Consider the following 3,637-nt stretch of genomic DNA (forward strand, 5'->3'; position numbering starts at 1 on the left):
AGGACGGGGAGACGCTGATGCTGTGCACGGACGGGCTGATCGAGACCGGCGGACACGATCTGGACAGCGGCTGGCTGCGGCTGCGCTCGATCCTGGAGCGCCACGAGGGCGATCTGGAGGCGCTCCAGGATCGAGCGCAGCCGCAGCCAGCCGCTGTCCAGATCGTGTCCGCCGGTCTCGATCAGCCCGTCCGTGCACAGCATCAGCGTCTCCCCGGGCTGGAGCGCGAACCGGGTCGTNNCCGTGCCGTCGGCCATCCGGATCACCGGGTCCGGATGGCCCGCGCGGGCGATCTCCAGCCGCCCGCTCACCGGATCGACCGCCACGTACAGGCAGGTCGCGAACCGCGGGTCGGACATCTCCTCGTCGTGTGTCATCCCGTGCAGGAAGCGGGAGGCGCGCGAGAGCACGGCGTCCGGGCGGTGCCCCTCCGAGGCGTAGGCACGCAGCGCGATCCGCAGCTGGCCCATCAGCCCGGCCGCCCGCACATCGTGGCCCTGCACATCCCCGATGACCAGCGCGAACCGGCCGGCGGGCAGCGGGATCATGTCGTACCAGTCGCCGCCCACCTGGAGTCCGCCGCCGGTCGGGATGTAGCGGGCGGCGATCCGCGCCCCCGGGACCTCCGGGCCCAGCGAGGGCAGCATGGAGCGCTGGAGACCCTCCGTCAGCTCCCGCTCCGACTCGGCGGTCTCCGCCCGGGAAAGGGCGCCCGCCAGCATCCGGGCCACCGTCGTCAGCACCGCCCGCTCGTCCGGGGTGAAGCGCACCGGATGGGCGAAGCCCGCCATCCAGGCGCCCATCGTGCGCCCGCCCACGGTCAGCGGCAGGAACGCCCAGGAGCTGCGCCCGAAGGGCCGGGCCAGCGGCCAGGTCACCGGATAGCGGTCCCGGTACTCCTCCGGCGAGGAGAGGTACACAGCCCGCCCGGTGCGCACCACCTCGGCGGCCGGGTACTCCAGCCCCAGCGGCATGCTGGTGAACGGGCCCATCTCGTCGGACTGGTGACCGTGGTGGCCGATCATCGTCAGCCGGTCGCCCTCCACCCCGAACACCACCAGGCCGTTCGGCGAGAATCCCGGCATCGACAGGCCCGCCGCGACCCGCAGCACCTCCGCCGTGGACCGCGCCTCGGCCAGCGCCCGGCCCGCGTCCAGCAGGAACGCCTCCCGCGAGCGCCGCCAGGGCCCGGTGACCGTGGTGCGGCCGCCCGCCGGGTCCGGGCCCGGCTCGGCGACCTCCTGGAGGGTGCCGGTCAGTACATAGGCGCGCCGCTCGGCGTCGTACGACGGCTTCGAACGGCTGCGTACGACGCGCAGGACCGTGCCCTCCTCGTCCATGATCCGCACCCGCACCTCGGCGAGCGTGCCCTCGGCGACCGCGAGCTGCACCACCGCGGTGATCTCGTTCCAGTCGGCCGGATGCAGCCGGGCCCGAGTCTGGGCCTCGGTGAGGGTGGCCGGCGCCGCGGGCAGCCCGAGCAGCCGCGCCGCCTCCGCGTCCACGATGACCAGCTTGTCCGCGGTGTCCCAGTGCCACAGCCCGGTCGCGAGGGCGGCGAGGACGTCCCCGACGGCCGGGAGCGGCTCACCTGTACGCATTGCCCCAATTTAAGGAGATGCGCTCGATGCGTGCCACCGTAGGACCGCGGGCGGTAAATCGCGGGGAGCCGATCTTGGGGTGGCCGGTACCCTTGGATCAGCCAGGGCGGCAACCCGGGCGATCACCAACTCGAAGCTCGCACCCACGAAGGACGATGAACGACGATGCATCGGTACAGGTCCCACACCTGCGGCCAGCTCCGCGCCTCTGACGTCGGCACCGACGTCCGGCTCAGTGGCTGGCTGCACAATCGGCGCGACCTGGGCGGCATCCTCTTCATCGATCTGCGTGACCACTACGGCATCACGCAGCTGGTCGCCCGCCCCGGCACCCCCGCCTACGAGGCCCTGGACAAGCTCTCCAAGGAGTCCACGGTCCGCGTCGACGGCTCCGTTGTTTCACGTGGAACCGAGAACGTGAACCCGGACCTGCCGACCGGCGAGATCGAGGTCGAGGTGACCGAGGTCGAGCTGCTCGGCGCGGCTCAGCCCCTCCCCTTCACCATCAACGCCGAGGACGGGGTCAACGAGGAGCGGCGCCTGGAGTACCGCTTCCTCGACCTGCGCCGCGAGCGCATGCACCGCAACATCATGCTGCGTACGGCGGTCATCTCGGCGATCCGCCACAAGATGACCGCGCTCGGCTTCAACGAGATGGCGACGCCGATCCTGTCCGCGACCTCCCCCGAGGGCGCCCGTGACTTCGTCGTCCCCTCCCGGCTGAACCCCGGCAAGTTCTACGCCCTGCCGCAGGCCCCGCAGCAGTTCAAGCAGCTGCTGATGATCTCCGGCTTCGACCGCTACTTCCAGATCGCGCCCTGCTTCCGCGACGAGGACGCCCGCGCCGACCGTTCGCCGGGCGAGTTCTACCAGCTCGACGTCGAGATGAGCTTCGTCGAGCAGGAAGACGTCTTCCAGCCGATCGAGAAGCTCATGACCGAGCTGTTCGAGGAGTTCGGCGGCGGCCGCCATGTCACCTCTCCCTTCCCGCGGATCCCGTTCCGCGAGGCGATGCTGAAGTACGGCTCCGACAAGCCGGACCTGCGCGCCAAGCTGGAGCTGGTGGACATCACCGATGTCTTCGAGGGCTCGGAGTTCAAGGCGTTCGCGGGCAAGCATGTGCGCGCGCTGCCGGTGCCGGCGGTCCAGGACCAGCCGCGCAAGTTCTTCGACCAGCTCGGTGACTTCGCGGTCACGCTGGGCGCCAAGGGCCTGGCCTGGGTCCGCGTCGGCGAGGACGGGACGCTCACCGGCCCGATCGCGAAGTTCCTCACCGAGGAGAACGTCGCCGAGCTGACCAAGCGCCTCTCGCTCGCCCCCGGCCACGCGATCTTCTTCGGCGCGGGCGAGTACGACGAGGTCTCCAAGATCATGGGCGCGGTCCGCGTCGAGGCCGCCAAGCGCGCCGGCCAGTTCGAGGAGAACGTCTTCCGGTTCTGCTGGATCGTCGACTTCCCGATGTACGAGAAGGACGAGGAGACCGGCTCGATCGACTTCTCGCACAACCCCTTCTCGATGCCGCAGGGCGGTCTTGAGGCCCTGGAGACCCAGGACCCGCTGGACATCCTGGGCTGGCAGTACGACATCGTCTGCAACGGCGTGGAGCTGTCCTCCGGCGCGATCCGGAACCACGAGCCGGACATCATGCTGAAGGCGTTCGAGATCGCGGGCTACGACCGGGAGACCGTCGAGGAGAAGTTCGCGGGCATGCTGCGCGCGTTCCGCTTCGGCGCTCCGCCGCACGGCGGTATCGCCCCCGGCGTGGACCGCATCGTGATGCTCCTCGCGGACGAGCCCAGCATCCGCGAGACGATCGCCTTCCCGCTCAACGGCAACGCCCAGGACCTGATGATGGGCGCGCCGACCGAGCTGGACGAGTCCCGCCTGCGCGAGCTGCACCTGAACATCAGGAAGCCGCAGCCGAAGTAGTCCGGCCGGCGGCTGTCGATGTCGCTGTCGTGAAGACGCCCGGGGCCCTTTGGGGTTCCGGGCGTCTTCGTGTCACCCGGCGTCCCCCGGCCCGTCTTCCCCCTCCC

The 3,637-nt window shown here is 70.5% G+C and carries 2 protein-coding genes; one reads left to right on the top strand and one right to left on the bottom strand.

From position 1 onward, the window contains the following. Positions 1 to 1,601: SpoIIE family protein phosphatase (locus CCN72_RS33025; RefSeq protein WP_107430225.1), on the bottom strand; the 1,601-nt coding region annotated here is incomplete at its 3' end. Between the two features lie 165 nt (positions 1,602 to 1,766). On the opposite strand from CCN72_RS33025, the gene aspS reads away from it, so the two are divergent. After that, positions 1,767 to 3,530: an aspartate--tRNA ligase gene (aspS, locus tag CCN72_RS33030; RefSeq protein ID WP_085565697.1), complete on the top strand. Its 1,764-nt coding sequence runs from the start codon at positions 1,767 to 1,769 to the stop codon at positions 3,528 to 3,530. Positions 3,531 to 3,637 lie beyond the last annotated feature (107 nt).

Origin of the sequence: Streptomyces murinus, from assembly GCF_002154555.1 — a bacterium.
GTDB classification, from domain to species: domain Bacteria; phylum Actinomycetota; class Actinomycetes; order Streptomycetales; family Streptomycetaceae; genus Streptomyces; species Streptomyces murinus.